At 66.5% G+C, this 25,431-nt stretch carries 29 protein-coding genes; 9 read left to right on the forward strand and 20 right to left on the reverse strand.

Features of this window, described 5'->3' with window-relative positions; genetic code table 11:
- The 7 genes from AC5P7E_RS00005 to AC5P7E_RS00035 all read right to left on the reverse strand — a co-directional run.
- Nucleotides 1-92, reverse strand: a 92-nt coding sequence (locus AC5P7E_RS00005) for a transposase (RefSeq protein WP_305099592.1), incomplete at its 3' end; no start/stop codon positions are given.
- 471 nt (nucleotides 93-563) lie between these two features.
- Nucleotides 564-1,016, reverse strand: a complete 453-nt coding sequence (locus AC5P7E_RS00010) for a hypothetical protein (RefSeq protein ID WP_033833143.1) — start codon at nucleotides 1,014-1,016, stop codon at nucleotides 564-566.
- A complete protein-coding gene (locus tag AC5P7E_RS00015; protein WP_005410087.1) occupies nucleotides 1,013-1,216 on the reverse strand; it encodes a PspC domain-containing protein in 204 nt (67 codons plus the stop codon). The genes AC5P7E_RS00010 and AC5P7E_RS00015 overlap by 4 nt, the downstream gene beginning before the upstream one ends.
- A 64-nt stretch (nucleotides 1,217-1,280) precedes the next feature.
- Complete coding sequence (locus AC5P7E_RS00020; RefSeq protein WP_005413813.1) at nucleotides 1,281-1,649, reverse strand: YfeK family protein; 369 nt, start codon at nucleotides 1,647-1,649, stop codon at nucleotides 1,281-1,283.
- 31 nt (nucleotides 1,650-1,680) lie between these two features.
- Nucleotides 1,681-2,748, reverse strand: coding sequence for a class III poly(R)-hydroxyalkanoic acid synthase subunit PhaC (phaC, locus tag AC5P7E_RS00025; RefSeq protein WP_033833144.1), 1,068 nt, complete (start codon nucleotides 2,746-2,748; stop codon nucleotides 1,681-1,683).
- Nucleotides 2,745-3,839 carry a class III poly(R)-hydroxyalkanoic acid synthase subunit PhaE gene (gene phaE, locus AC5P7E_RS00030; protein ID WP_197596256.1) on the reverse strand — a complete coding sequence of 365 codons (1,095 nt, stop codon included), beginning with the start codon at nucleotides 3,837-3,839 and terminating at the stop codon, nucleotides 2,745-2,747. The genes phaC and phaE overlap by 4 nt, the downstream gene beginning before the upstream one ends.
- A 22-nt stretch (nucleotides 3,840-3,861) precedes the next feature.
- Nucleotides 3,862-4,476, reverse strand: coding sequence for a CDP-alcohol phosphatidyltransferase family protein (locus AC5P7E_RS00035; RefSeq protein ID WP_005410091.1), 615 nt, complete (start codon nucleotides 4,474-4,476; stop codon nucleotides 3,862-3,864).
- Nucleotides 4,477-4,819: 343 nt separating this feature from the next.
- Here AC5P7E_RS00035 and AC5P7E_RS00040 point away from each other — a divergent pair, with 343 nt between their 5' ends.
- Nucleotides 4,820-5,470: a class I SAM-dependent methyltransferase gene (locus AC5P7E_RS00040; RefSeq protein ID WP_197596255.1), complete on the forward strand. Its 651-nt coding sequence runs from the start codon at nucleotides 4,820-4,822 to the stop codon at nucleotides 5,468-5,470.
- Nucleotides 5,471-6,019: 549 nt separating this feature from the next.
- On the opposite strand, the gene AC5P7E_RS00045 is transcribed toward AC5P7E_RS00040, so the two are convergent.
- The 5 genes from AC5P7E_RS00045 to ppsR form a co-directional block, all read right to left on the reverse strand.
- Entirely contained in the window at nucleotides 6,020-7,384 is a 1,365-nt protein-coding gene (locus AC5P7E_RS00045) for an MATE family efflux transporter (RefSeq protein WP_114619122.1), read from the reverse strand.
- A gap of 117 nt (nucleotides 7,385-7,501) precedes the next feature.
- Nucleotides 7,502-8,131, reverse strand: coding sequence for a DUF2239 family protein (locus tag AC5P7E_RS00050; protein ID WP_033833148.1), 630 nt, complete (start codon nucleotides 8,129-8,131; stop codon nucleotides 7,502-7,504).
- Nucleotides 8,132-8,293: 162 nt separating this feature from the next.
- On the reverse strand, nucleotides 8,294-8,782 hold the full coding sequence (locus tag AC5P7E_RS00055) for an NUDIX hydrolase (protein ID WP_024958438.1): 489 nt from the start codon (nucleotides 8,780-8,782) through the stop codon (nucleotides 8,294-8,296).
- A gap of 41 nt (nucleotides 8,783-8,823) precedes the next feature.
- Nucleotides 8,824-9,333, reverse strand: coding sequence for a DUF1249 domain-containing protein (locus tag AC5P7E_RS00060; protein ID WP_033833151.1), 510 nt, complete (start codon nucleotides 9,331-9,333; stop codon nucleotides 8,824-8,826).
- A gap of 191 nt (nucleotides 9,334-9,524) precedes the next feature.
- Nucleotides 9,525-10,346 carry a posphoenolpyruvate synthetase regulatory kinase/phosphorylase PpsR gene (gene ppsR, locus AC5P7E_RS00065; RefSeq protein ID WP_005410097.1) on the reverse strand — a complete coding sequence of 274 codons (822 nt, stop codon included), beginning with the start codon at nucleotides 10,344-10,346 and terminating at the stop codon, nucleotides 9,525-9,527.
- Between the two features lie 144 nt (nucleotides 10,347-10,490).
- Here ppsR and ppsA point away from each other — a divergent pair, with 144 nt between their 5' ends.
- Nucleotides 10,491-12,869 carry a phosphoenolpyruvate synthase gene (gene ppsA / locus AC5P7E_RS00070; RefSeq protein WP_044570462.1) on the forward strand — a complete coding sequence of 793 codons (2,379 nt, stop codon included), beginning with the start codon at nucleotides 10,491-10,493 and terminating at the stop codon, nucleotides 12,867-12,869.
- 144 nt (nucleotides 12,870-13,013) lie between these two features.
- A complete protein-coding gene (locus AC5P7E_RS00075) occupies nucleotides 13,014-13,910 on the forward strand; it encodes a mechanosensitive ion channel family protein (protein WP_049395303.1) in 897 nt (298 codons plus the stop codon).
- Nucleotides 13,911-14,125: 215 nt separating this feature from the next.
- Here the strand turns inward: AC5P7E_RS00075 and AC5P7E_RS00080 are convergent, their stop codons facing one another.
- The 5 genes from AC5P7E_RS00080 to AC5P7E_RS00100 form a co-directional block, all read right to left on the reverse strand.
- Nucleotides 14,126-15,241: an alkene reductase gene (locus AC5P7E_RS00080; protein ID WP_197633379.1), complete on the reverse strand. Its 1,116-nt coding sequence runs from the start codon at nucleotides 15,239-15,241 to the stop codon at nucleotides 14,126-14,128.
- A gap of 139 nt (nucleotides 15,242-15,380) precedes the next feature.
- Nucleotides 15,381-16,256, reverse strand: coding sequence for an EcsC family protein (locus tag AC5P7E_RS00085; protein WP_005413826.1), 876 nt, complete (start codon nucleotides 16,254-16,256; stop codon nucleotides 15,381-15,383).
- A gap of 170 nt (nucleotides 16,257-16,426) precedes the next feature.
- Nucleotides 16,427-16,999, reverse strand: a complete 573-nt coding sequence (orn, locus tag AC5P7E_RS00090; RefSeq protein WP_005413827.1) for an oligoribonuclease — start codon at nucleotides 16,997-16,999, stop codon at nucleotides 16,427-16,429.
- Nucleotides 17,000-17,074: 75 nt separating this feature from the next.
- Complete coding sequence (tadA, locus tag AC5P7E_RS00095) at nucleotides 17,075-17,599, reverse strand: tRNA adenosine(34) deaminase TadA (RefSeq protein WP_005410103.1); 525 nt, start codon at nucleotides 17,597-17,599, stop codon at nucleotides 17,075-17,077.
- A 75-nt stretch (nucleotides 17,600-17,674) separates the two neighbouring features.
- Nucleotides 17,675-18,034: a winged helix-turn-helix transcriptional regulator gene (locus AC5P7E_RS00100; protein WP_495222813.1), complete on the reverse strand. Its 360-nt coding sequence runs from the start codon at nucleotides 18,032-18,034 to the stop codon at nucleotides 17,675-17,677.
- 78 nt (nucleotides 18,035-18,112) lie between these two features.
- Between AC5P7E_RS00100 and AC5P7E_RS00105 the strand changes: the two genes are divergently transcribed.
- From AC5P7E_RS00105 to AC5P7E_RS00115, 3 genes are all read left to right on the forward strand, one after another.
- Nucleotides 18,113-18,880: an NAD(P)H-dependent oxidoreductase gene (locus tag AC5P7E_RS00105; protein ID WP_114619119.1), complete on the forward strand. Its 768-nt coding sequence runs from the start codon at nucleotides 18,113-18,115 to the stop codon at nucleotides 18,878-18,880.
- A 68-nt stretch (nucleotides 18,881-18,948) separates the two neighbouring features.
- The gene (locus AC5P7E_RS00110; RefSeq protein WP_099473701.1) at nucleotides 18,949-19,386 is read left to right on the forward strand and encodes an acetyltransferase; all 438 of its coding nucleotides are present in this window, start codon (nucleotides 18,949-18,951) and stop codon (nucleotides 19,384-19,386) included.
- Between the two features lie 56 nt (nucleotides 19,387-19,442).
- Nucleotides 19,443-19,649: a hypothetical protein gene (locus tag AC5P7E_RS00115; RefSeq protein ID WP_005410107.1), complete on the forward strand. Its 207-nt coding sequence runs from the start codon at nucleotides 19,443-19,445 to the stop codon at nucleotides 19,647-19,649.
- Between the two features lie 22 nt (nucleotides 19,650-19,671).
- Here AC5P7E_RS00115 and AC5P7E_RS00120 read toward each other — a convergent pair whose 3' ends face one another.
- The gene (locus tag AC5P7E_RS00120) at nucleotides 19,672-20,178 is read right to left on the reverse strand and encodes a GNAT family N-acetyltransferase (protein ID WP_024958431.1); all 507 of its coding nucleotides are present in this window, start codon (nucleotides 20,176-20,178) and stop codon (nucleotides 19,672-19,674) included.
- 274 nt (nucleotides 20,179-20,452) lie between these two features.
- On the opposite strand from AC5P7E_RS00120, the gene AC5P7E_RS00125 reads away from it, so the two are divergent.
- Genes AC5P7E_RS00125 through AC5P7E_RS00135 form a run of 3 tightly spaced genes read left to right on the forward strand, consistent with a single transcriptional unit; the run spans nucleotide 20,453 to nucleotide 23,128 of the window.
- Complete coding sequence (locus AC5P7E_RS00125; RefSeq protein WP_005410109.1) at nucleotides 20,453-21,109, forward strand: hypothetical protein; 657 nt, start codon at nucleotides 20,453-20,455, stop codon at nucleotides 21,107-21,109.
- Nucleotides 21,110-21,149: 40 nt separating this feature from the next.
- The gene (locus AC5P7E_RS00130) at nucleotides 21,150-21,803 is read left to right on the forward strand and encodes a hypothetical protein (RefSeq protein WP_114619118.1); all 654 of its coding nucleotides are present in this window, start codon (nucleotides 21,150-21,152) and stop codon (nucleotides 21,801-21,803) included.
- Nucleotides 21,800-23,128: an XVIPCD domain-containing protein gene (locus AC5P7E_RS00135; protein WP_005410111.1), complete on the forward strand. Its 1,329-nt coding sequence runs from the start codon at nucleotides 21,800-21,802 to the stop codon at nucleotides 23,126-23,128. The genes AC5P7E_RS00130 and AC5P7E_RS00135 overlap by 4 nt, the downstream gene beginning before the upstream one ends.
- Before the next feature lie 49 nt (nucleotides 23,129-23,177).
- Here AC5P7E_RS00135 and AC5P7E_RS00140 read toward each other — a convergent pair whose 3' ends face one another.
- Nucleotides 23,178-24,278 carry a hypothetical protein gene (locus AC5P7E_RS00140; RefSeq protein ID WP_049396619.1) on the reverse strand — a complete coding sequence of 367 codons (1,101 nt, stop codon included), beginning with the start codon at nucleotides 24,276-24,278 and terminating at the stop codon, nucleotides 23,178-23,180.
- A 97-nt stretch (nucleotides 24,279-24,375) separates the two neighbouring features.
- Nucleotides 24,376-25,380: an XVIPCD domain-containing protein gene (locus AC5P7E_RS00145; protein ID WP_012480631.1), complete on the reverse strand. Its 1,005-nt coding sequence runs from the start codon at nucleotides 25,378-25,380 to the stop codon at nucleotides 24,376-24,378.
- Nucleotides 25,381-25,431 lie beyond the last annotated feature (51 nt).

The following is a 25,431-nucleotide window of genomic DNA, read 5'->3' on the forward strand; positions in this document are numbered from 1 at the left end:
CCGTGGCGACGGGCAATGGCTTTGACCGATGTGGAGGTCTTGCAGGCCTCTTTGGCGACCTGCAGTTTGAAACGTGCGTCGTATCTGTTCATGTATCCCTCGGGGTTGGATCTGACGTCCAACTCCCGGGGGTCACTTCACCCTGGGGGCTTGGCCGCGGCATCCATGCCGCGGACACCCCGCCCCACCCACCCTCCCGGCCGCTGACAGGTTCCTGATGCCTGCCTCCCCCACGGAAAAGAAAAAAGAAGATCAAAAGCAAAAACAGCTTGGCCGGCTGATTTGTTGCTTCCTGTAGAGCCAAGCCAAGCCATGCCCCGCTCGCGAGCAAGCGCAGCGCGCGACCCGCTTCTGCTGTTCTATTTCTTCTCCGTGGCTGGACGCGCACGGAAACTGTCAGGGGCCGGGTGGGGTGGGTTCGCGGGACCGTTGGCGCCATGGATGGCGCCATCGAGCCCCCAGGGACGGGTTTACGGCGTGTCCCGCGAACCCACCCCGCCTGGCCCAATCGCATGAAACGCATTCCGCGACCACCCACGAGGGGCTGCGCCGTTGGCTGGAAACTACGGCCACCAGCCACGCCCGAACCGGGCGAAATGATCGGCCGCCCGTTCGAACGGATTGCGCGCACTCACCCCGCCGCACAGCAGGTACACCGGCAGGTACAGCGGGCCCAGCACCATGTACTGGTACACGTGCGCCCGTTCGTGATCATCCAGCCGGATCAGCGGCTCCACGCCCCACCCTGCCTGATGCGCATAGGTGCGGCAGGAAATGCCCAGGTCATGGCCGGTATGCAGGATCACGTTCCCCAGAGTGATCGCCCCGCCTGGCCCCCACGGCCAGTGGTCGAACACCAGCGCGCAGTCACGCCCGCTCCAGCGCAATGTCGCGCCGCCAAGCATGCCAGCCAGGCCGCCGATCACGCCGAGCAGGGAATTGGGTGACGTCCACACCGCGCCCAGCACCTGCAGCGCGCGCAGCCAGATCGGCCAGGGCGTTGCTCCAGTCTTCAATCGGCCTCGTTGGGGATCAGGAGCCACAGGATCAGGTAGACCAGGATGCCAGGGAAGGCGGCGGAGGCCAGCGAAACCAGCACGTAGATCACCCGCAGCAGGGTCGCATTCCAGCCGAAGCGATGGGCAATGCCGCCCATCACGCCGGCAATCATGCGGTCGTTCAATGAACGCGACAGCGTTTTGGGCGTGGTGTTCATGGCGGCAGCTCCGGGAAATGGACAAGGCAGTCGAACATGGCTCGACTCTACACCGCCCCCATGTCTACGGCGTGCGGTGGCGCAGGGCCTGCAGGCGTGCGCCGAACCAGGCGGCTGCGGTCTGTTCAGGCTGCCCCGGACACTGGATGCGGTAGGGTTTGCCACTCATGCTGCTCTGGCTGGCAGCGCGCTCGATGAACTGCTCGGCGCTGTCCACCATGCCCTTTTTCAGCAGGTAATCGTACTTGCGCTGCAGGTGCGCGCGCGCGTCGCTGCCGTCGTACCAGCTGCCATTGCGCTGGAAACGGCACTGGGAGCCGTCCAGGCTGGCGATCAGCTGGGCGATCTCCCGGCGTGCATCCGTACTGGGTGCGGCGTGGGCAAGTGGTGCTGTCAGCAGTGCCGCAAGAATCAACAAAATCCGGTACATCATCATCCCCAAGTCAGTCGAGCATGGCTCGACTCTACAGATCGCGCGCCTTCAACCAGCCATCGATCGTGGCCGGCACTTCGCGCTGCGCGCGGCCGGAAACGTAGATACCAATATGCCCACCACGGAAACTGGACTCGGTGTAGTCGTCCGTGCCCAAACGCCCGCGCATCGCGCGCGAGGCATCCGGTGGCACCAGATGGTCCTGCTCGGCATAGATGTTCAGCACCGGCAGCGTCACCTGCGACAGATCCACCGCTTCCTCGCCGATCCGCACCGTGCCGTTTACCAGCCCATTGCCCTGGTAGAACTGCTTGATGAAATCGCGAAACGCCTCGCCCGCCAGGTCCGGTGAATCGAAGATCCACTTCTCCATGCGCAGGAAATCCTCCAGCGCGGCCTTGTCATCGAGGATGTCGAGCAGGCCGACGTACTTCTGCACGTTCAGGCGGAATGGCTTGAGCATCAGGTAACTGGCATTCATCAGGTCGGCCGGGATGTTGCCCAGCGTGTCGACCAGCAGGTCCACGTCCACCTGCCGCGCCCAATGCGAGAGCATGTTGTCAGCCGTCTGGAAGTCGACCGGGGTGACCATGGTGATCAGCTTGCCCAGCTTCTGCCGGCGCAGCGCGGCGTAGCACAGCGCGAACACCCCGCCCTGGCAGATGCCGAGCAGGTCGACCGGGCCGCCACTGCGGGTGCGCAGCGCGTCCACCGCACCATCGATATAGCGCAGCAGGTAGTCCTCCAGGGTCTGGAAGCGTTCGGACCTGTCCGGGTAGCCCCAGTCCAGCACGTACACGTCCTGGCCCAGCGCCAGCAGCTTCTGCACCAGCGAACGGTCGGCCTGCAGGTCGACCATGTACGGCCGGTTGACCAGCGCGTAGACGATCAGCAGCGGCGTGCGCCGGGTCGGTGCCTGTTCGCCGACGAAGCGGTACAGCACCACCTTGCCGTCACGCCAGACTTCCTCGCGCGCGGTCACGCCATAGTCCACGTCTTCCACCTGCGGCAGCAGCTTCAGCCCTTCCATCAGCTTGCGCTGCATGGCCAGGGTCTCCTGCATCAGGTCATCGGCGTTGAAGCCCAGTGGTCCTTTCATCGGTCACGCGCCCGAGTGGAGGCGCGAGACGCAGCCTTCTTCGCAGACACCTTCTTCGCAGACACCTTCTTCGCAGACACCTTCTTTGCAGGCGACTTCTTTGCAGGCGCCGCCTTCTTCGCGGCTTTGCGCGCGGCCGGCTTCACCTTCGCCGGTGCCGGCTGCGACACCGGATCGACCGCGGCGGTCCCCGCCAGCACCGCCACCTGTGCCTGCAGGCGGCGAAGGCTGCGCTCCAGTTCGGCAATACGGCGATGCGCGGCGTCCATCTCGCTGCGGGTCGGCAGGCCGATACGCTCACTCATCTGTTCCACCTCGCGCTGCAGGCCGGCGCGCAGGCGCATCTGCGCGTTGCCCAGCGAGGCGTACACCTGCTGGAACGGTTCGGACATGGCGACCTTGGCGTAGGCCTCCTCGGCCACTTCGATCCACAGGTCGAACATCGCGCGGGCGCTGGTCAACTGGCTGCCGGGCTGTTCGTGCTCGGCCAGACGCTGCTCGAACAACGCGAAGGCCTCGTCCAACGCCTGCCTGATCTGATCAACGTAGGCGCGCGAATGCTGCTGGTACTCCTCCTGCGCCCGCAGCAGCGCCTGCCAGCGCGCCTGGTGCTCGCGGCCGGGGCCGAACGCCGGGCTCTGCAGCCACGGGCCCGCCTGCAGCTGGAACTGCTGCAGCCATGCGGCGAAGTCGGGCACGGTGGCGCCGGCGTGGGTGCTGCCACGGGCGCCCTGCAGCATCCACTGCAGCATGCCATCGCCCTGCCCCTGCACCGCCTCGCGCCAGGCATGGGCCACCTCGGCGCTGCTGGCATCGCGGCCGGCGAAGCGCGCGGCCACTTCCTGCATGGTGCCGTACCAGCCGCCGGCCTGTTCGCGGAAACGGCGCACGGCATCTTCCGGCGCGCCCTGCCCCTGTTCGGGCAACAGCTGGCTCCACCAGTCGAACAGCCGTTGCCAGCTGCCGGGGTCGCCGCCGGCCGGTGCACCGGGCGTGCTCGCGTGGCGCAGCGCATCGCCCCAGGCACCGAAGTACTGCCGCGCCAGCGTTTCGAAATCGCTGCTGCCGGCGTCGTGGGCCGAGCTGGTCATCGCAGGCCTCCGCAGGGCTGGCTCATGGCTTGGGGATACGCAGGGTCTTGCTGATCATCAGCGACCCGGACAGGGCGAACAACAGCACCATCGGGTGCAGCTGCCACGGGCCGATCTGCCACTGGCCGAACCAGAGGTCCTGGCCGATGGCATCGGTACCGGCGGCAATCGCCAGTACGATCACCAGCACCAGGCTGGTCGGGATCGGGGTGCCCTCGAAATACGTGACCTTGCCCTCGTCGCCGGCCAGCGCCTCGGCAGTGACGTTGTAGCGTGCCAGGCGGCTGACACCGCAGCAGACGAAGTAGCTCAGCACCAGCCAGTCCCAGCCGCCCTGCATGCCGCAGGCATAGGCCAGCGCCGCCGGCGCCACGCCGAAGGAGATCACGTCGGACAGCGAGTCCAGCTCGCGGCCCAGGGTGGAACTGGACTTGCGCCAGCGCGCGATGCGCCCGTCGAGCGCGTCGAAGATGAAGGCCAGCGGGATCAGCGCCATGCCGAACAGCAGGTAGCCACGCTCGCCGTCCTGCAGGAAGCGCATCGCGGCAAAGACCGCACCGGTGCCGCAGAAAGCATTGGCCAGGGTGAACCAGTCGGCCAGCTGGAATTCGCGCAGCATCGAGAAGTGACGTTTCATGGGGTCTCACGGGGCATCAAGGCCCACAGGTTACCGCGAGCGCCGCCGCTGGCGACAGCACTGGCAGGACCCGCCTTCACCGCTCCCTCACCTGCCCTCACCGGCGGTGAATTTTTCGCCACCCATCTTGACAGCCTAGGGGGGTGGCGCCTGTCGCGGCTTATCCACAAAGTTGCCCACGCGTAATCCACACCCCCTGTGGACAACCAGATCTCACCGACTGCGACGCTGGACATTTCCTCATCACCCGGAAGCGGGGTTTCCCTACTTCCCAAGCCACAGGGTCGGCGCTATGGTCACCGGCGGACCCGCCGCCGCCACGTCCGAAACTCTGCAACGGACGATGATGATGCTGGATGCTCCCACCCTGGCCGCACAGCTGCGGCAGCCCCACGGCGAGGCCGCGCTGGCGGTGGCCGGCTCGATGAACCACAGCAACGGCGCACTCAACCTGGCCGCAATCGGGCTGCTGGCCGTCGGTGCCGGCGAACGGGTCCTGGAGGTCGGCCCGGGCAATGCGGCCTTCGCGCCACTGATGCTGCAGGCCACCGGCAGCCACTATCTGGGCATCGAGCTGTCCACGGCCATGGTCGAGGCCGGCAACCAGCGGCTGGCCGACGCCGGGGTGGCCGAACGTGCGGCGATGCGACACGGCGACGCCCATGCACTGCCGGTCGCCGATGCCGCGATGGATGCCGCGCTGGCGGTCAACACCCTGTACTTCTGGCCGAACCTGGCCCCGGTGCTGGACGAACTGGCGCGGGTGCTGCGCCGGGGCGGCCGCCTGTGCCTGGCCTTCGGCGATGCCAGCTTCATGCGCAGCCTGCCATTCGCCGCCGACTTCCAGCTGCATGAGCTGGACGCGGTGGAGCTGGCCCTGCGCGTGTCCGGCTTCCGCGTCTCGGCCTGGCGCAGCCACCGCGAATCCGCGGCCGGCAATGACGGCCAGACCCGAGAAAAGCACTTCCACCTGCTGCTGGCACAGCGGCACTGAAGTGGTAGAGCCGGCCTGCACCCGGCCGCCAACGAGCAAAACAGAACACCTGCATCCGCGCCGGATGCGATCCGACCGAGTGGTAGCGCCGGCCGCTTGCCGGCTGCTCCGGCCATTGCGGATTGCCGGCCAGCGGCCGGCACTACCCTGCCTGCATCCGGCCGCCAGCGAGCAAAACAGAACACCTGCATCCGCGGCGGATGCGATCCGACCGAGTGGTAGAGCCGGCCGCTGGCCGGCTGCTCCGGCCATTGCGGATTGCCGGCCAGCGGCCGGCACTACCCAGCCTGCACCCGGCCCCAGCGAGCAAAACAGAACACCTGCATCCGCGGCGGATTCGATCCGACCGAGTGGTAGAGCCGGCCGCTGGCCGGCTGCTCCGTCCATTGCGGATTGCCGGCCAGCGGCCGGCACTACCCTGCCTGCGCCCGGCCGCCAGCGAACAAAACAGAACACCCGCATCCGCGCCGGATGCGATCCGTCCGAGTGGTAGAGCCGGCCGCTGGCCGGCTGCTCCGGCCATTGCGGATTGCCGGCCAGCGGCCGGCACTACCCGGCCTGCACGCGGCGGCGCCAATGCGCGAAACAGAACACCTGCATCACCAGCATGGCCAGCAACCCCAGCGGCCATGCCCACCACAGCCCGGCCAGACCGTGCCGGGACTGCAGCCACATCGCCAACGGCAGCTCCAGCAGCAACACGGCAGCCATGCCCAGCAATGCCGGCAACAGCACCGTGCCGCTGCCGCGCATCACTCCGACCAGCACCGCACTGCCTCCCATCGCCAGCACGCCCCACACCACCGTGCGCAACTGCTGCGTGGCCAGTTCGCGCGGCTCTGCGGCCGCCAGGATCAAACCAGTCAGCCACGGCGCCAGCGCCATCACCAGCAGCACCACGACTGTCAGCATCGCAAGACCCAGCATCACCCCGGTGCGGGCGATGGCCGGCAGCCGTGCCGTACGCCCCGCGCCCATCGCATGCGCCGCGAGGATGGTGGCAGTGATGCCCAGCGACATCGCCGGCAGCTGCACCCAGCTCATCAACTGGTTGACCGCACCGTAGGCGGCCGTGGCCGTGTAGCCATAGCGGTTGATCCAGCCCAGCAGCACGATTTCGGCAATGGCCAGGCTGAGCATCTGCAACGAAGACGGTATGCCGATGTGCAGCATCGAACGGATCAGCGCTCCATCAAAGCGGATGGCTTGCAGCAACTCATGCCCCGGGGCCAACGGGTGCCCCATGCGCTGCCACCGCCACATCAGCCAGGCCAGGGCCAGCAGCGAGGCGAGCGCCGCCGAGACTGCCGCACTGGCCGCGCCCAGCTGCGGCAGGCCGGCCCAGCCCAGGATCAGCAGCGGCGTGCACAGCAGGCCGACCACCGTGGCCAGCAGCAGCGCATGCAGCGGCGTTTTGGCATCGCCCACCGCACGGCTCACCGCAGTGGCCAGCCACAGCAGGAAGAACGCCGGTGCCGCCAGCAGCAGAACACGGGCATAGACGATGGATTCGCCGAGGATCGGCGCTGGCGTGCCCAGTGCCGCCAGCAGCTGTGGCGCGAAACCGCCGCCCACCGCCATCACAAGCACTGACAACAGCAGAATCAGTGCCACCGCACTCCCGGCGACCGCGCGAGCCTGTTGCGGCCGGCCCGCGCCCCAGGCCTGGCCGATCAGCACCATCGCACCGGTGGCCAGACCCATTACCAGGGCCAGCAGCAGGAAGAAGACAGGGAAGAACGCAGCGGCGGCGGCCACCGCCTGCGTACCCAGCAAATGGCCGAGGTAGACGTTGTCCAGCGTGCCTGCAGCCAGCTGCAATGCGTTGGTCAGCAGCATCGGCAGGAGCAGGGTCAGATAGGTGCGCCAGAGGGGCGGCGCGACCGGGGGGATGGGATGTGCGGGGGTGTCCATGGGGTTCTCTGGGCAAGGCGCTGCCCTGCCCGGCGTTTCCGCCAGCAAAGCAAGCACAGGGGAGCGGGCCGTGGCCCGCGATCAGGTGGCGCCGCCGCTCAGTAGCGGCGCGGTGGCTCAGCCGTCTGCGTGGTCCGAAGAATCATCGAAGGCCAGGCGCAGGGCGTGATTGCGCACATCCTCGGGCCAGCTGCGTAACGCCATTTCCAGGCCCGCCCGGTCGTGCGCGAACAGGACACGGATCGCTTCCTCGAAACCCGGCAGGTCTCCGGCGACGGTCTGCAGGAAGTGATAGGCACGCTCGCTGTGGCGGCGCTGCCGGTCCTTGTCGGCACCAGCACGGCTGGCCGCCTCCACCAGCTTGCGCAGCACTACCGAGGCCCCGCCGGGCTGCTCAGCCAGCCACGCCCAGTGGCGCGGCAGCAGGGTCACTTCGCGTGCGACCACGCCCAGCTTGGGGCGGCCGCGGCCACGCGGAGTTGCCGGCGCCTCTTCGGCAGTAACGTCGGCATCCGCCTCGACGGCGGCGGGAAAGGCTTCGACGACCCGCGCCAGCAGTTCTGCGTCACTGCCGCGCGTATCGAAATCACGGGTGCGGCCGGTAGCGTTGTCGAACACAAGCAGCGGACCGGCAGCGTTGCCGGCACGCAGCTGCTTCAGCGCCAGCGCAGCCACTTCCGGGGTACCGGAGGCGACCAGCCGGTGGCCGTCGAAGCAACTGAAGGGAGGGAGTCGGGACGCAGGCATGGCAATGGCATCGGAGGTGATGCGCGAATATTGCCCGGGTAATTTGCGTTCGTCAATATTGCCCGGACATTAATGAACCGGAAGAGCGTGCCAACCAAGGTTGGCACCCACCTGGAAGGTTGATCCCCACTCGAAAGATCGCCCCCCTCCCGATTCGCCGGCTTACAGCCGGCTGTAGGACCAGCTGACCATGCGGCCGTCCTGGTACGGCATCACGCCGTGGAAGGGGCGCGGGTCGGCGTCGAACACCAGTGGCAGGAAGTTGCGGTCGCCCTCCCACATCGGCAGCGCATCAAGCTTGTCCAGGTCCACCCACTCCAGCGTGCCTTCATGGTTGCCGCCGTGCGGGGTGCCTTCGAAACTGTCGATGACGAACACGAAGCCCAGCCAGTCCTCGCCGTGCTTGCCGAAACCCGGCCAGCTGATGGTGCCGCGCAGGCGCATTTCCGTGCAGTCGATGCCGGCCTCTTCCTGGATCTCGCGGCGCATGCTGGCGGCCACGTCCTCGTCCGCTTCGATCTTGCCGCCCAGCCCGTTGTACTTGCCCAGGTGGTGGTCACCGGGCCGGGTGTTGCGGTGGATCATCAGCACCTGGCGACGATCGGGCGACAGCACGTAGCCCAGGGTGGCGACGATCGGGGTGTACGGCATGGGCAGCATCCAGCGGCAGGTCAGCCGTGGATTATGGCCGATCAGCGCACCAGCGACAGGCGGCGCTCGGCAGGCGCACCGGCGCCATCGGGGTCACGGCGCAGCGTGGCGACGCCATGGCCGCGCTCGGCCAGGTATTCCAGCCACTTGCCGAGGAAGGTGTTCATCCGCATGCGGTGGCTGATCAGTTCCGCCGGCGGCGGGTACAGGCCCATGGTGTCCTGCCAGCGGCGGCCGACATAGCAATGGGTGGTTTCGGCCTGGCGCGCGTCACGGTACAGGCGCACGTAGGCCGACGGATCGGGCTCGCCGGTGACCGGGTCGGCCAGGTCGTAGGTCAGCCGCAGCTCCACCGTGTAGCGGTGGCACTCGATCACGTCCAGGCGGACATCCAGGCCGTCGCCGATCGAGGAGATGTAGCTGCCCGCCACCAGTCCGGCCGGTTCGAACAGGCGCACCAGATGGCGATAGTTCTCCGCGTACAGGCCCATGAGCCAGCTCAACCGGCTCAGGCGGGGAATGCGTTCGGTACGGGGCAAGGCTCGGGCCATGGGTCGATCCTACACGTTGGTGCTTCAACGTGGGGGCGGGATCACCCCGACCAAAGGGCTCGGTATCGACCAACGGTCGATACCCACCGTGCAGGAGGGTCGATACCCACCGTGCAGGAGGGTCGATGCCCCCGCGCAGGAGGGGTATTGCCCCGGGAGGTAGGCCACGACCGTTGGTCGTGGCGCACGGATCAATACAGCTCGCGCTGCAGCCCCAGCGTGGCCAGCACCTTGCTGGAAATCTCCTCGATCGAGGTATGGGTGGTGCTCAGCGTCGGGATCCGCTCCATCTGGAACATCACCTCGGCCGCGGCCACCTCGCGCTTGCAGGTCTCCAGGTTGGCGTAGCGCGAGTTCGGGCGGCGCTCCTGGCGGATCTGCTGCAGGCGGTCCGGGTCGATGGTCAGGCCGAACAGCTTGCGCCGGTAATTGCGCAGGCGTGGCGGCAGGCGATCGCTTTCCAGGTCCTCGTCGGTCAGCGGGTAGTTGGCCGCACGCACGCCGTAATGCAGGGCCAGGTAGATGCAGGTGGGCGTCTTGCCGGCGCGCGACACCGCCACCAGGATCACGTCGGCATCGTCGTAGTTCACCGCGATACCGTCATCGTGGGTCAGGGCGAAGTTCATCGCGTTGATGCGGCGGTGGTAGGTGTCGAAGTCGACCATGCCGTGGGCCTGGCCGACCCGGGCCAGGCGCGGGCTGGCCAGTTCACGCTCCAGCGGCTCGATGAACGGCGCGAACACATCCAGCATCAGCGCCCCGCTGTCGGCCAGGATCAGGCTCAGGCTCTGGTCCACGCAGGAGTTCACCACGATCGGCCGGACCTGGTACCGCTCCCCTGCCGCCTGGATCCGGGCACAGGCTTCACGCGCTTTTTCGGGGTCGTCGACAAACGACATGCGGTCGGTAATGAAGCTGAACCCGGAGAACTGGGTGAGCAGGCTATGTCCAATGGTTTCAGCGGTGATACCGGTTCCATCGGAAACGTAGAACACCGGGCGGATGGTCGACATGCGCGCTTTTACCCCCTACGAAGCTTAAAAAGGCCGCCAGCACAAGCTTGTGCCGACAGTGGTCTGCCCGGCATCATATCGGCTTCTTCCTACGGACGCGGCCACTCAGCCCGCCTCGGGCGATGGCCAAACGGAGCATCGCGCTTGAACGAGAACATCCTGTGGTTGCACGAACTGCGTCTGGCCGATCTGGCCCGCGTAGGCGGCAAGAATTCGTCCCTGGGCGAGATGATCGGCAACCTGGCCGGTCTGGGCGTTTCGGTGCCGGGCGGTTATGCCACCACCGCTGAAGCCTTCAAGGACTTCATCGCGCACAACGACCTGTCCAAGCGCATCTTCGACAAGCTGGCCACGCTGGACGTCGAGGACGTCAACGCGCTGACCGCCGCCGGCAAGGAAATCCGCAGCTGGGTGATCGATGCGCCGCTGCAGCCGCAGCTGGACCAGGACATCCGCACCGCCTACGCCAAGCTGAGCGCCGACAACGGCGGCGGCGACGTGGCCGTGGCCGTGCGTTCCTCGGCCACCGCCGAGGATCTGCCGGATGCCTCCTTCGCCGGCCAGCAGGAAACCTTCCTCAACGTCACCGGTGCCGACGATGTCGTGCACAAGGTCAAGGAAGTGTTCGCCTCGCTGTACAACGACCGTGCCATCGCCTACCGCGTCCACCACGGCTTCAAGCATGAGGACGTGTTCCTGTCCGCCGGCGTGCAGCTGATGGTGCGTTCGGGCGTCGGTTCCTCCGGCGTGCTGTTCACCCTGGACACCGAGTCCGGCTTCCGCGACGTGGTGTTCGTCACCTCTTCGTTCGGCCTGGGCGAAATGGTCGTGCAGGGTGCGGTCAATCCGGACGAGTACTACGTCTACAAGCCCACCCTGCAGGCCGGCAAGCCGGCGATCCTGCGCCGCTCGCTCGGCAGCAAGGCGATCCGCATGGTGTATTCGGATGTCCCGGGTGAGCGCGTCAGGATCGAGGACACTCCGGTCGAACTGCGCAACACCTTCTCGATCAGCGACGAGGACGTGCAGGAACTGTCCAAGCAGGCGCTGGTCATCGAAAAGCACTACGGCCGCCCGATGGACATTGAGTGGGCCAAGGACGGTGTCAGCGGCAAGCTGTTCATCGTGCAGGCGCGCCCGGAGACGGTGAAGTCGCGCAGCCACGCCACCCAGATCGAGCGCTTCGCGCTGACCGAAAAGGGCGGCAACGTGCTGGCCGAAGGCCGCGCCGTGGGCGCCAAGATCGGTTCGGGCGTGGCCCGCGTGGTCAAGACGCTGGACGACATGAACCGCGTGCAGCCGGGCGACGTGCTGATCGCCGACATGACCGACCCGGACTGGGAACCGGTGATGAAGCGCGCTTCGGCCATCGTCACCAACCGTGGTGGCCGCACCTGCCACGCCGCGATCATCGCGCGCGAGCTGGGCGTGCCCGCCGTGGTCGGTTCGGGCAACGCCACCAAGGTCATTGAAGATGGCCAGCTGGTCACCGTCAGCTGCGCTGAAGGCGATACCGGCTTCATCTACGAAGGCAAGCTCGGCTTCGAGCGCACCACCACCGATCTGGGCAACATGCCGCCGGCCCCGCTGAAGATCATGATGAACGTGGCCAACCCGGAACGTGCCTTCGACTTCGGCCAGCTGCCGAACGCCGGCATCGGCCTGGCCCGCCTGGAAATGATCATCGCCAGCCACATCGGCATCCACCCGAACGCACTGCTGGAATACGACCGCCAGGACGCGGCGACCAAGAAGAAGATCGATGAGAAGATCGCCGGCTACGGTGATCCGGTCAGCTTCTACGTCGACCGCCTGGCCGAAGGCATCGCCACCCTCACCGCCTCGGTTGCACCGAACCCGGTGATCGTGCGCCTGTCGGACTTCAAGTCCAACGAGTACGCCAACCTGATCGGCGGCAGCAACTACGAGCCGCACGAAGAGAACCCGATGATCGGCTTCCGCGGCGCCAGCCGTTACGTCGACCCGAGCTTCTCGGCCGCCTTCGCGCTGGAGTGCAAGGCCGTGCTGCGCGTGCGCAACGAAATGGGCCTGGACAACCTGTGGGTCATGATTCCGTTCGTGCGCACCCTGGAAGAAGGCCGCAAGGTCGTCGAGGTGCTGGAACAGAACGGCCTGAAGCAGGGCGAGAACGGCCTGAAGATCATCATGATGTGCGAAGTGCCGTCCAACGCACTGCTCGCCGATGAGTTCCTGGAGATCTTCGACGGCTTCTCGATCGGCTCCAACGACCTGACCCAGCTGAGCCTGGGCCTGGACCGCGACTCTTCGATCGTTGCGCACCTGTTCGACGAGCGGAACCCGGCAGTGAAGAAGCTGCTGTCGATGGCGATCAAGGCAGCGCGTGCCAAGGGCAAGTACGTCGGCATCTGCGGCCAGGGCCCGTCCGATCACCCGGATCTGGCCGAATGGCTGATGCAGGAAGGCATCGAGTCGGTGTCGCTGAACCCGGACACCGTGGTCGATACCTGGCTGCGCCTGGCCAAGCTGAAGGCCAACGGCTGATGCCGTGATGGCTACAGGCTGACGTCGTGTTCATCGGCGTCGGCCGATACTGCTGCTGCATGCAAGCCCCGCCTCTGCGGGGCTTCGTGTTTCTGGCGTGCACCTGCCCCACGCAGACACCGTTTCTCAGCAAAGGACTTCCGCATGATCGCCGCAGCAGCACCCGCCGCCCCCGCCGCAACGCCCTGGTTCCACTCGCTCGACTGGGAACGCCTGCTGGAAACCTACGGCGTGCCGTTGCTGGCCGCGATCGTGGTGCTGCTGGTGGGCCTGTGGGTGGCACGTCGCTTGTCCAATGCAATGCCGCGCGCCACTGCGCGCATGGGTGTGGACCCGATGCTGGGAAGCTTCCTGCGCAACGTGGTCTATGCCACCTCACTGGTGATCGTGGCGCTGCTGGCCATCGACACACTCGGCGTGAAGATCACTCCGCTGCTGGCCGTGCTCGGCACCGCTGGCCTGGCGGTCGGTCTGGCATTGAAGGACTCGCTGTCCAACATCGCTTCGGGCGTGATGCTGGTGACGCTGCGTCCGTTCCGCGTGGGCGATGTGGTCACCGTGGCCGGCCAGACCGGCACGGTGCGCGAAGTGCGCATCTTCCAGACCGTGCTTACCGGCGCCGACAACCAGCACACCACCATTCCGAACACGCTGATCACCGCCGCGCCGATCATCAACCTCACCGCCGAGCCGACGCGCCGCGTCGAACTGGTGATCGGCATCGGCTACGAAGACAACATCCAGCTGGCACGCGACACCGCGCTGGCACTGATGAAGGCCGACCCACGCGTGCTGCAGACCCCCGCACCGGACGTGGTCGTCTACGAACTGGGCGCACACGCCATCAACCTCGGCATCCGCTGCTACGTGAAGTCGGCCGACTGGTTCGGCACCAAGGTCACGCTGCTGGAGCAGCTGAAGCTGGGCTATGACAAGGCCGGCATCAACATTCCGTACCCGCAGCAGGACATGCACCTGTACCTGCATGGAAAGGATGGCGGTGTGGTCGAGGCCGATGCGCTGGTGCGCGACAAGCCGTGATCCGGCAGTGGAATGCCGGCCAGCGGCCGGCACTACCCCTCGCCGCCTGACTGAAATGCCGGCCAGCGGCCGGCACTACCCCCCTCGCCGCCTGACTGAAATGCCGGCCAGCGGCCGGCACTACCCCCCTCGCCGCCTGACTGAAATGCCGGCCAGCGGCCGGCACTACCCCTCGCCCACTGGTAGTGCCGGCCGCTGGCCGGCAGCCTCCAGAATCAGGCAGCGACGCTCTCTTCCAGCGCCGGGTAATCAGTGAAACCCTCCGCACCACCGCCAAAGAACGTGGCGCGATCCGGCGGATTCAGCGCCGCACCGGTACGCAGGCGCTCGGGCAGATCCGGGTTGGCGATGAACGGCCGGCCGAAGCCGATCAGGTCAGCCCAGCCTTCGGCCAGTGCCTGCTCGGCGCGCTCGGCGGTGTACTTGCCGGCGTAGATCAGCGTGCCCGGGTAGACCATGCGCAGCGCCTGCTTGAACGCCACCGGCATCGGCGGTGCATCGTCCCAGTCGGCCTCGGCAATGTGCAGGTAGCCCACCCCCATCTCACCGAGCAGGTGTGCGGCAGCCAGATAGGTCGCCTGCGGCGTATCGTCCACCGCCCCCTGCAGCGTAGTCAGCGGCGCCAGGCGCACGCCCACACGCTCGCCACCGGCAACCTCGACCACCGCCTGCACCACCTCGCGCAGGAAGCGCAGGCGATTCTGCAGTGAGCCGCCGTAGGCATCGGTGCGCTGGTTGGCCTGCGAATCGATGAACTGGTTGATCAGGTAGCCGTTGGCGCCGTGCAGTTCCACACCATCAAATCTCGCGGCCAGCGCATTGCGCGCAGCCTGCGCGTAATCGGCGACGATGCCCGGAATCTCGTCCTCGCGCAGCGCGCGCGGCATCGAGTGCTGGATCATCTCGCCCACACCGGCTTCGGGACCCGCCCCAGTCGGGTCGACGAACACTTTCACGCCTTCGGCGAGCAATGCCGAGGAAGACACCGGCGCCGCGCCATCGGGCTGCAGGGCCACATGCGAAACACGGCCGACGTGCCACAGCTGGGCGTAGATGCGGCCACCGGCGGCGTGCACCGCATCGGTCACCTGCCGCCAGCCCTGCACCTGCTCGACGCTGTGGATGCCCGGGGTCCAGGCATAGCCCTGGCCCTGCTGGCTGATCTGGGTACCTTCGCTGACGATCAGGCCCGCGCTGGCGCGTTGCGCATAGTAGGCGGCCATTTCCGCGGTGGCGACGTTGCCATCGGCGGCGCGCGAGCGGGTCATCGGCGGCATCACGATGCGGTTGGGCAGCGTCAACGCGCCCAGGCGGTGGGGGGTGAACATCATGGCGGCAATCTCTTGCGGGGGGAGTGCCGCAAAGGATGGGGATGCCGGCTGCCAGGCAACAGGTATGCACTGGCAAAACAATTGTTCCCTCGAGGCAAGGATCACCCGCCACGAGGGCTCATCCACGCATGGCGTGGCTCTACTCCAGCCTTGGCTCGATCCTTACCGCACCATGCGCCACGCGGTCATAGCAGGCGCGCACCACATCCTCACCGTACTTGCGCTCCAGCCGGCGCACGATGAAGTGGCCGCGCGCCATGTCCTGGTAGTAGTCGGTGAACATGGTATTCAGTGTTGCACCCGCAGCAGCACCGACGATCGGCACCGCCTGTGCGGCGAATTTCTCAGTGACCACCACGCCGAAGCGCGCCGCCACCTTTTCCACCATCTTCGCCAGCAGCTTTCCAGCTTCTTTCGGTGCCACGCCCAGAGTCAGGTCGCGGCCGGTCACCACACGCCCAGCCAGTTCGGCCGAAAGATGCCGCATCACGTCGGTGGTGAAGCCTCGGGCCAGGTAGTAGCCGGTCTCGCTGGCGTCGTCGCGCGGCGAGTTGCCACCGAGCGCGAACACCTCCAGGCACGCCTGCCGGGTGCTGAACTCGGACAGGTCGAAGCCCTCGCTGCGGGCCACGTCGGCCACGGCGCGCATCATGATGGTGGTCGACACCGGAAGTTCGATGAACAAGGCCGCGAAACCAAAGGCACCGCCGACCGCGCCCGAGGTGGCTGCCGCCAGCTTGTGCCAACGGGTCGACGCTCCCTTGCCGGGCGAGTTGTCCATGCTCCACAGCGCCGCCTGTGCGGACTTGGACAGTGCCGCCTGCACCGCACCGTGTATGCGACCGGAGACCGCCTTGGGCAGCGCCTTCACCGCGAACTCCAGCGGCGTGCCGACCAGATTGGCCATGCGCGCGGTGAGGGTCGGCGCTTCCAGCAGGGCCACCGCCCGCTGCAGGTCGGACCAGTCGCGGGCGTCGTGGGCAATGTCGCGGGGGAGCAGGATGGGCTCGTTCATGGCGCCGATCTTAGCGCCAGGGAGTTGAACGGTTCGTCGCGAGGCACGACAGAGGGGTCAGAGCCCTTGCCGCGGGAAAGGGGTTCGGCCCCGACGCCTTGCCGGCCAGCGGCCGGCACTACCAGTTCGCGTGTCACCCGGTCGCGCCGGGCCATGCCCGGCGTTGTTGTTCAGGCCGTGGGCAGACCCGACAGCGCGCCCATGAACTGGCGGTAATGGCGCAGCTCGGCGATCGAGTCGTGAACGTCGCTCAGCGCGGTGTGGTTGCTGTTCTTGCCGACGCCGGCGGCCACGCTCGGCGCCCAGCGCTTGGCCAGTTCCTTCACTGTGGACACGTCCAGGTTGCGGTAATGGAAGTACTTCTCCAGGCGCGGCATCTGGCGGTGCAGGAAGCGGCGATCCTGGCAGATCGAGTTGCCGCACATCGGCGAAAGGCCGGCCGGGATCCACTGCGCCAGGAAGTTTACCGTCTGCGCCTCGGCCTGGCCGAGGGTGGTGGTGCTGTCCACCACGCGCTGCCACAGGCCCGAACGACGATGCTGGTTGCGGTTCCACTCGTCCATCGCCTCCAGCGTTTCCAGCGGATGATGGATGGCGAATTCCGGACCTTCGGCCAGTACGTTCAGCTGGGCGTCGGTGACCACGGTGGCGATCTCGATGATCGAATCGTTGTCGGTGTCCAACCCGGTCATTTCCAGGTCGATCCAGATCAGTCGTTCGTTGGCCGCGCCGGTGTCCGCCATTGTGTCGCCTCGTTGCTGGGCAGGCGCGCGGCCTACCGGTGAAGGAAAGAGGCGCCCATCATACCCGTTCGCCCCTCAGCCCTCGCCGACGTGGTCTTCCAGCAGCAGCGGCGGCTTGCCACGCTTGGCGCGGAAATAATTGGTCAGGCGCGTACTGGCTTCCTTGGCCAGCACCCCGCCGTGGATCTCGACCCGGTGGTTGTGGCGGGCATCGCCGAGCAGGTCGAACACGCTGCCGCACGCACCGGTCTTGGGGTCGCTGGCGCCGTAGACCAGGCGCGAAACGCGCGCATGCACGATCGCCATCGCGCACATCGCGCACGGCTCCAAGGTCACGTACAGCGTGCTGCCAAGCAGGCGATGGTTGGCGAGCAGCTTTCCACCGGCCCGCATGGCCACGATCTCGGCATGCGCACTGGGGTCGTGCGAGGCGATGTTGAGGTTCCAGCCCTCGCCCAGCAGCTGGCCGTCGGCGCCCACCAGCACCGCCCCGACCGGAATCTCGTCGAACTCACGCTGCGCGCGCTCGGCCAGGGCCAGTGCATGGCGCATCCAGTGTTCATCGGCGTCGTGCACCGGTACACCCAGGACATCGGTCATGGCGGTTCTCGCTTTTCAACTGGGCCAGGATGGCCGCCGGGGGCGCATTGTACGCTCGGGACCGTGCAGGCGCCGCTAGCGCGCGTCGAAGCGCTCGCGGGCCGCATCGAGCGCCGGGAAGTTGTGCTCGGCCCAGCGATCCAGGGCGGACAGCGTCTCGACCAGGCCGCGCGCGACCTCGGTCAGGCGGTACTCCACATGCAGTGGCTTGCTGCCCCGGTCACACCGCTCGACCAGCCCATTGCGCTCCAGCTGGCGCAGGGTCTGGGTCAGCACCTTCTGCGAGATGCCTTCGATCTTCCGCAGCAACGCGACGTTGCGAACCGGGCCCTGGGCCAAGGCCGGCAGCAGCAGCATCACCCACTTGCCTGAAATCAGTGCAAGCGCATCGCGTGCCGAACAGTCGGCGGCATAGACATCCCCGGGAAAGGCCATGGTTACCTCAAGGTGCGTAATTGCCGGCGCATGCCGGCACCGCGAGGATGGTCGCACACTCCTCGAACACCTCGCCCCATGCGCGCCCTGATCCTGCTTGCCCACCCCGAGCCCCGCTCCTTCAATGCACATCTGGCCGCTCAGGCCGCCGAGCAGCTGCGGCATGACGCGCTGCAGGTGGACGTGGTCGACCTGTATGCGGAGGGCTTCGATCCGCTGGAAGCGGCTGACCACCATCCGCATCGCCTGCATCCCGGCCACTTCGACGCCCAACGCGAACAGCGGCACAGCGCCGAGCAGGGCCAGCTGCCCGTCGATGTGCAACGTCACCTGCAACTGCTGCGGGCCGCAGACCTGCTGATCCTGCAGTTCCCGCTGTGGTGGTTCGCGGCGCCGGCCATCCTGAAGGGCTGGCTGGACCGCGTACTGGTGTACGGGCCGATGTACAACAGCCGCCTGCGTCACGAGCACGGAGCGATGCGCGGCAAGCGTGCGTTGCTGAGCGTCACCACCGGCTCATCGGCACGGGCCTGCGCAATGGACGGCCGCGAGGGAGATACCCGGTTGCTGCTGTGGCCCTTGATGTACAGCCTGCGCTACGTCGGCTTCGACGTGATGGAACCGCACGTCGTGCACGGCGTGCGTTCCGGGCTGGCACCGGAGCGTGTGCAGGCCCACGACGAGGCACTGGCTGCAGCAACCCACCACTACCGCGAACGCCTGGCGCAATGGCCGCAGTGGACCACCGTGCCCTTCAACGACAGCAGCGATTTCGAGGACGGCGTTGTGCTGCGCGCGGAGGCCACTACCTACAGCCCCTTCATCCGCCATCGCAACGCCGGATGAATCCACATCTGCGCGCTGGATCGGGACGCGCCATACTACGCACTCTTTGCAAGCACCTTGGCGAACCCATGACCACCCTCCGCCCCTCTCGCGCCGACGACGGCGCCGCTCTTGTCGACCTCTGGCGCCGCGCCGTCGACGCCACCCACGACTTCCTCAGTGCCGAAGACCGCCAGGCCATCGATGCCGAAGTCGCCGGTTTCCTGCCGCAGGCGCCGATGACCGTTGCTGTCGATGCGCAGGATCGGCCGCTGGGCTTCATGCTGATCGATGGCACGCACATGGAAGCGCTGTTCATCGATCCGGACGTACGTGGCACCGGCATCGGCCGGCAACTGCTGAAGCATGCTCTGACCCAGCATCCGCAGCTGAGTACTGACGTCAACGAACAGAACGCACAGGCCGTCGGCTTCTACCTGCGCATGGGCTTCGTCGAAACCGGACGTTCACCGCTGGATTCGCAAGGCCGTCCGTATCCGCTGATCCACCTTCGGCACAACGGCTGACATCCGTCGGCAGCAGCCACGTGCTAGCGTGGCTGCTTTCGACCAAGGAATGCCGCATGGATGGTGCAAAAGCCCTGTTGACCCTGTTTGCGCTGGGCATCAGCCTGGTCTGGATCCTGGTGCCGTTCGCCATCTTCGCCGTGCGCAACCTGCTGCGTGAAGTACTGGTCGAGCAGCGCCGTACCAATGAACTGCTTGAACACATCGGCGGTTACCGCATTCCGAAGCCGCAACCCGAACCGACCGTCTGGCGCGCGCCCTGAGCAGAAACGTGCCAGGCCCGGATCAAGCCGTCGCCTCGAAGGCCGGTGAGTACTGCACTTCGCCCTGTGCCAACGGAGGCTGCAGGCAAAGTGCCTGGAAGTACTCCGGCGGCACACCCGGCAGCACCAGGCCCGGCTCGGCACAGAAGCCGAAGCGACCGTAATAGGCGGGCTCGCCCAGCAATACACAGCCATGTGCGCCCTGCTGACGCAGTGCTTCAAGTGCGGCATGCATCAGGGCCGCACCGATGCCCTGCCCCTGCCAGGCGGGCAATACCGAAATCGGCCCCAGGCCAAACCAGCCCGTGCTGCCATCGCTGATCGTCACCGGCGACACCGCCACATGGCCGATCACCTTCCCGTCCATCTCGGCCACCAGCGAAACGCTCAGCTCCCCGCGCGCGCGCAGGGCGTCGACGATGAACTGCTCGGTATGGCTGCTGTGCGCAGCGTTCCGGAATGCGGCCTCGGTGAGCGCATGGAGGGTGGCGTGATCATCAATGGCTTCGGCACGGATGGTGTAGTTCATGGCGTAATGCTCGCTTGCGTGAGAGTCGCGTGAATAGGCGACCGTTGTCACAAATTGGCGGCGAAATGTCGAACGCGAAGCGCGATCGCCTGGTCAACCCCGAATCGCCTGTGCCGCAATCGATTCGGCGACGCTGCCGAACGCTGAATGCGTCAAAATTCCGTCACCGACACCTTGCCGTAGCTGGCGCCAGGTTTCCAGAACACTCCATAATCGATAAACCTGTCACCAGGGAAGGATATATGGACACGGACGCACGATGCAGGATGCCGCCATGGATGTAGCCACGCCGACACGCGATGGACGCCACCTGGTACCGATGGGCCTCTTGATGGCGCTGACGGCCTGCTCGCCTTACGCGGACGCAGAGCGTGACGTTGCCGCAGGTGGACGCGGCCTGGCCAAGCTCAACCCGTCACCGCAGCAGGGCTACGAGCTGGTACTGACCCTGAAGGATGCCCCCGGTCCCTTCGCGGTGGTCGAGGGCGTTGCCCAGTACGACGTCAGCAACCACAGGGACTGCGGCCGGGTCCTGTGGGCGACCGGTACCGCCAGCCGTATCACCAGCCAGGAGTTGGTGGAACTACACAAGGTCGACGAGAACGAATACCGCGGTACGTTCTACCTCGACCGCATGCAGGACGAGGATTACTACGGGCGTGGCGTCTGCCATTGGACGTTGACGGGTGTCGGTGCGATGTTGCGCGCTACGACCGGCGAGGCGGATACGCGATTCCTTACGTTCGTCGACAAGGAGCGCATGGAGAGCGACTCACCTCTTACGCTTTATTACCCAAACCTTATCTATCCGCGCGCCGACACTGTCGCCAACTTTGGCACCAGTGGCGAGGAAGATCCGTCGGGGTACAGCGAAGATCTGCGCGACGCGCTGTTCTCAACCACCACCACTGTGCAGAAGCTCGTGCCATGAGCTGCCAGTTCAACAACCCCTACCCCCAAGGAGGCCGACATTGCGCCACAAGATGATTCCGTGCCTTGCTCTGCTTCTATTGACCGCCTGCAACCCGGAGACCGCCATGAACCAGGAACGTGCCGCTGCTGAAGCCGATGTCGCCCAGGGCGGGCGCGGCCTCGCCAAGCTCAACCCCACCCCGCGCAAGGCCTATGAACTGGTATTGCGCCTGAAGGATGCACCCGGCGACTTCGCACTGGTCAAGGGCGTAGCGCAGTACGACGTCACCAACGAGGATCAGTGCGGCCACATCGAGCCGGCCACCGGTACCGCCGCGCGCATCACCAGCCAGGAACCGGTGGAGCTGCGCAAGGTCGCTGAGGGCGAGTACCGCGGCACGCTATATGTGGACCGCATGCTGGATGAGGACTACTACGGTCGTGGCGTCTGCAAGTGGGAGTTCACCGGTGCCGGGGCAATGCTGAAGGCGACGGGTGCCGAAGAAGAGACCCGCTTCCTCACCTTCGTCGACGCCAAGCCGCTGACCGAAGGTGGCGCCCATACGCTCTACTATCCGGATCTGGTCTATCCGAAGGCAGATCGCGTTCCCAACTTCCCAGCCAGTGGCGAGCCCGATCGCAGCAACTACGCCGCTGATCTGCAGGACAAGCTGTTTACGATCACCCTCTCCGCAAGTGAGTTCGCGCCGTGACCATCACCTCTCAGGACTACGCCGCGTTATCCAATGACGCCTACAAGGATCGGGCCGTCGGCCGACGTGAACCCGGCCAAGAAGAAAAAGTCACGTTAAACGGCCATGAGTACAAGATACTTGAGCATGTCAACAATCGTCTCAACGGCTATCAGGGCACCGTCTATCAGCGCGTAGACACCAAAGAGATCGTCATTGCGCATCGTGGCACCGAGCAGATCGCTCGCGATGCGATTCTGACCGACGGCGGCATGGTGGTTGCGCGCACCAACGTGCAGGCGCCTGACGCGATTGCTTTGACACAGAGGACGCTCGAAGGCGCCGCGCTTCAATCCCGCTTGAACGGTGTGCCCGCGCCCCAGGTCACCGTCACCGGTCACTCCCTCGGCGGCGCTCTTGCCCAGATCACCTCGCACCACTTCAACGTCAAGGGCGAAACCTTCAATGCCTACGGCGCGGTCAGCCTAAGCTATCGCATTCCGGAAGGCGGCAACACCATGATCAACCACGTCATGGCCTCCGATCCGGTCAGCGCCGCGTCACCGCATTTCGGCCAGGTACGCATCTATGCCAAGCCCGACGAGATCAAGACGCTCGCGGCAAACGGCTTCAGCAATCACGCCCTGCGTGATCTGATTCCGGACCGCCCGATCATCGCGGCCACCAGCTCGTTCGGTGCGCACAAGCTGGGCAACTTCCTCAACGAAGGCTCGGTGCTGAAGCACCCGGAAACGCAGAAGCTGGCGAAAGACAACGCCAAGATGATCGAGGAGTATCGCGACGACGTCGAGTCACTGCGTCGCGGCGTCACCCGCGCTGCACGCGGCATCCCGGGCGGCGCCATCGATCTGTACGACCACATCCGCGGCCCGCTGCAGCCCGGTGAACCGGCACGCCGCGAAGCGGAGAAGAATGGCCATCACACCAGCATGCTGCGCATGGACGATGCCAACCACCTGGGTAACCCGCTGTTCAACGACGCGATCCGCGGCGTGCACGCACATGACGTGCGCGTTGGCCGCGTGCCGGACGTGATGAGTACGCAGCTGGCGGGCAGCCTGGCGGCGGAGATGCACGCTGCAGGCGGCAAGCGCATCGACGAAGTGGTGATGAACGCCGATGCCTCGCGCAGCTTCGCCGTGCAGGGCCAGGGCGGTGACCCCGCCCACCTTCGCGTGTCGGTGGATACGGCAGTGGCGATGAACACGCCGCTGGAACAGAGCAGCCAGCGCATCGACCAGCAGGCTGCAGGCCAGCGCCTTGCGCTGGAGCGCGACCAACAGCTGGAACAGCAGCAGCATCAGACCCGCAGCCTGCAGGCCTGATGGACAGCGCGGGAGCCGGTCATTCCGGCTCCCGCCTCAGCACCGTGACTCAGGGGCTGGTGGCCGCGACCGGCGCAGATGCACTGGCGGTCACGAACAGATCCGGCCCGGAATCCGGGAAGCCGCCGCAGGCGCGATCGCCCGGCGCGACCGGATCACACGGCCACTGGCTGCGCGGGACCTTGTCGCGCAACTCGAAGCGATCGCCGGTCCAGACCACGAAGGCAAGATGCTCGCGGTTCCAGTCACTGAACGCACGCGCCCCACCCTTCGGCACCGTCTCCGGATACTGCACGAACCAACGCATGGCCGGCCCGAACTGCAGCTTGCTGTGATCCAGCGTGATCCTGCCCCCACGCGCCAGCTGGCGTGCGCGATCCGCCTCGGTCACCTGTGGCATGACCGGCATCGCCTCGGCGGTAACATCCCTCGGCGGCGCATCGCCACGCACCTGGTACACACGCTGGCCCACATAGGCCTCGCGGCAGCTACCCGCTGGCACACGTACCGGCTCCGCGCTGAACTCATCGCGGTTGGCGACCTGGTCACTGCAGGTGAACGGCGCGGACACCAGGTAGAACGTGCTGTCGGCGTCGCGCCCTTCCAGCGAGCGCACCCAGACGTCGCCCATCCGCACGATGAAGTCCGGTCGCTGGCCGTACCCAGGCACCGCCTTGAACCAGGCCTTCTGCTGTACCTCTCGCTCGCGCCAGTTGCGCGGCAGGTGGATGTCCTGCTCGGGCAGCGCGACCAGCAGAGCGGCCAGATGCGCCGGCATGGTGCCCTGGCAGGCGCCGGTCAGCAGGTCGCCCTGGGTCGCCAGTCGCCCGGCCAGATCCACCGGGCAGCGCGCACCGAGCGCCCGCTCGGTCGCCCGCTCTGGCGGCAATGGAACGATGGCCAATGCGGGCGGTGCGGGTGCTACCGCCGGAACGGTTCGCTCGACGGTGGCAGGCGGTGCCGTCCCTGCAGGCGCATCAGCGATCGCCTGTGCCGTGGCGTGCGTTTCCGCGACCGGCGGCGCTGTCTCCTGAGCCTGTGCCGAGGCTGCGGCAAGTCCAAGTGACAGCAGCCAGAGCGGCGGCAGGCGGCGCGCGGATGCATTGCAGCGGGCAGCGGCCTGCAGGGCATTCAAGGGAACGATTCGCATGTGGTGTCCTTACGGGTGGGTTTCCATGTCGGCGCCACAGGGCGCCACGCGTCGTACGCAAAACAACGGCGGGCACCCTGCCCGCCGGCACCAAGTGCTACAGGGATCGAGAACGCTGCTCCTGCTCGCGGGCGAGCGCGGCCGTCGGATCCTGCTGCGCAACGCTGGCCGCCAACTGCTGGCTGCTCTGCGCCAGTGACTGCTGGGAGGCCTGCTCCCGGTCAACAGACGCACGCAGCATGGCCGGATCACCCAGCGCGCCCTGCACTGCAAACAGCGTACGGCCGTCGTTGCCCGCCAGCAGATGATCGATGCGCGACAGGCCGGCCTTCTGCGCCCCCAGCGCCAATGCGCCAGCGGTATTGTCGAGCTCCTGTGCACTGCGCAGTCCACTTTGCGGCCCCATCTGCCGCAGGTGCTGGCGCGCATCCTCGAACAATGCGTTGCCGGGCTCACCGGCATGCGACATGTCGCGTGCAACGGTCTGCGCCGGCGCACCGACTTCGCCGCGATCCAGTCGCGCCATCACGTCCGGCGTCAACTTCTGCTGCCAGACCTCAAATCGTTGCCGGCGCGCCTCGATGCCATTGAGCGCGCCGTTGAGCGCATAAGTTGCTTCTCGCACATCATGGCGCGCCCCCTCCGGCACCCGTGTCTGCCACTGCCATACGGCAATACGGCCTGCGTGCTCGGGCTGCGCTGCCAGCTCCGGTTGATTCACCAGGTCCAGATCCAGCGCCTTGCCGGCACGCTCGTAATTCTCCTTGCCGACCAATGGCAGATAGCCGCGGCCGTGGTACTTCAGCGCGTCACCAGGCGCGTCGTTGCCCATGCGCCCGCCGTACATCAACTCAGCCAGGTTTTCCGGGCGACCACGCAGCGCTTCCTGGCGGGCGCTCTCCAACGCGGCGTTGCCATTGCGCCACGCAGCCTCCACCGGGATCTGCGAGATTCCCCGGGTGAAGTTGAAGCTCTCGTTGAGCCGGCTCAAGCCGCGCGACTCGTGCCCTGCCTGGGCCATGAAATTGGCCAGTTCAAGCGGGGAGTCGATGCCGGCTTTGGTCGCCTGTCGCAACAGCTGCGACTCTCTATCGGTCGACACAGTGCAACTCCTGAATCTTCATCAGCGCGGATTCCCTTCCGCCGGTTGGAG

The organism is Stenotrophomonas sp. YJH_SMC_25, assembly GCF_059369595.1.